Origin of the sequence: Burkholderia sp. E168m23 (genome assembly GCF_016586125.1) — a bacterium.
In the GTDB taxonomy this organism is placed as follows: domain Bacteria; phylum Pseudomonadota; class Gammaproteobacteria; order Burkholderiales; family Burkholderiaceae; genus Burkholderia; species Burkholderia orbicola.
Genome location: NZ_BCPP01001157.1, coordinates 1 through 1,909, shown reverse-complemented (window position 1 = coordinate 1,909; position 1,909 = coordinate 1). Strand labels below are relative to the sequence as shown.

Genomic DNA, 1,909 nt, shown 5'->3' with positions numbered 1-1,909 from the left:
TTCGCGATCTCGGTCCACAGCCGCTTGTCGACGCGCGAGCCGCGCTCGGCCGCGGCGAGCAGGCGGCGCGCGCCTTCGCTCTGCTGCGGGCCGCCGGCGCCGAGCCCGGCCGCTTCGCGCAGCCGGCGCGTTTCGTCGAGGATGCGGTGCGCACGCGCCCATGCTTCGTCCTCGGTCGCCGCGAGGATCGGGCGGAACGACACGGAGAAGCGCACCTGGCGGCCGTGCTTCGCGGCTTCGGTGCGCACGCGGGTCGTCAGGTCGCGCACCTGGTCGAGCGATTCGCCCCACAGCGCGTAGACGTCCGCGTGCTTGCCGGCCACCGCGAGCGCCGCTTCCGACGCGCCGCCGAAGTAGATCGGCACATGCGGCTGCTGAAACGGCTTCACTTCCGAGAAACCCTGCTTGAACCGGTAGTGCGCGCCGTCGTGATCGAACGGCTGCGGTTCCGTCCAGATCCGCCGCAGGATGCCCAGGTATTCGTCGGTGCGCGCATAACGCGCGTCGTGATCGAGGAAATCGCCGTCGCGCTGCTGCTCGCTGTCCGAGCCGCCGGAGATGAAGTGCACGGCGAGCCGGCCGCGGCTGAACTGGTCGAGCGTCGCGATCTGCCGCGCGGCGAGCGTCGGCGCGGTGAAGCCCGGGCGATGCGCGAGCATGAAGTGGATGCGCTCGGTCGCGGCCGCCGCGAACGCGATCGTCAGCGTCGCCGACGGGCCGGTCGAGTGATGCGGCACGAGAATCCGGTCGAAGCCGGCCGTTTCGTGGGCGCGGGCAAAGTCGCGCACATAGTCGGGATCGACCACGGGGCCGGACGCCGGGTGGATTTCCGACTGTTTCTGGCTCTGGATCATGCCGATGAATTCGACGCTCATCTGGGTCTCCGGTGCAGGGACGTTCCGGCGCACGGCCGGGCGGGAATGGAGCGCAGGTTAACGCCGCGATCATGCGGAATGGAAATAATCAATCCCGATTTGAATATCAGATTTGCATGGTTTGGGGGCGCATGCGTTGCGCATACGCTGTGGGCTCGTGAATGATCGGGCGCGCGCGGGTGCCGCGTTTGCCGCCTTTGTCGTCTTTTCGCCGCCGTGTTCGACCTACCCAGGGAATCCGTTTCGATGTCCGCCAGCCTTGCCGCTTCCTCGCCGTCACCGCAACCTGCGCTGCGCCTTCTGCCTGCCGATGCGGCCGGCACCGCTGACGTTGCAGACGCCGACGAGACGAACGACGCGCGCCTCGCCGCGCTGCTCGAGCGCCTCGCCCCCGAACTCGCCGCCGATGCGGCCCGCAACGACATCGACGGCCGCTTTCCGCACGAGAACTTCGCGCGGCTGCATCGCGCCGGGCTGATCGCGCAGGTCGTGCCGCGCGAGCATGGCGGCGCCGGGGCGACGCTCGCGCAGGCGAGCCGGATCGTCGCGGCCGTCGCCGGGGCCGATCCCGCCACCGCGCTGGTGTTGACGATGACGTATCTGCAGCATCGCGCGCTCGGCCGCGCCGACAACCGCTGGCCGGCGCAGGTGCGGCGCGCGGTGTTCGACAGCGCGGTCGCGCACGGCGCGCTGATCAACGCGCTGCGCGTCGAGCCCGCGCTCGGTTCGCCGTCGCGCGGCGGGCTGCCGGCGACCATTGCGCGCCGCGACGGCGACGGCTGGCGGCTGTCGGGCCACAAGCTCTACAGCACCGGCATTCCGGCGCTGCGCTGGCTGGCCGTGTGGGCGCGCACCGACGAACCGGCGCCGCGCGTCGGCGTGTTTCTCGTGCCGCGCGAGCGCGCGACCGACGGCGAGCGCATCCGCGTGATCGAAAGCTGGAATCATCTTGGCCTGCGCGCATCGGGCAGCCATGAAGTCGTGTTCGACGAGGTGCCGCTGCCGGCCGAATATGCGGTCGACGTGCGCGCGCC

At 70.7% G+C, this 1,909-nt stretch carries 2 protein-coding genes; one reads left to right on the top strand and one right to left on the bottom strand.

What is annotated here, in order from left to right; genetic code table 11:
* Positions 1–875, bottom strand: an 875-nt coding sequence (locus tag JMF90_RS35180; protein WP_201326173.1) for an LLM class flavin-dependent oxidoreductase, incomplete at its 3' end; no start/stop codon positions are given.
* A 246-nt stretch (positions 876–1,121) separates the two neighbouring features.
* On the opposite strand from JMF90_RS35180, the gene JMF90_RS35175 reads away from it, so the two are divergent.
* Positions 1,122–1,909, top strand: a 788-nt coding sequence (locus tag JMF90_RS35175; RefSeq protein WP_201326172.1) for an acyl-CoA dehydrogenase family protein, incomplete at its 3' end; no start/stop codon positions are given.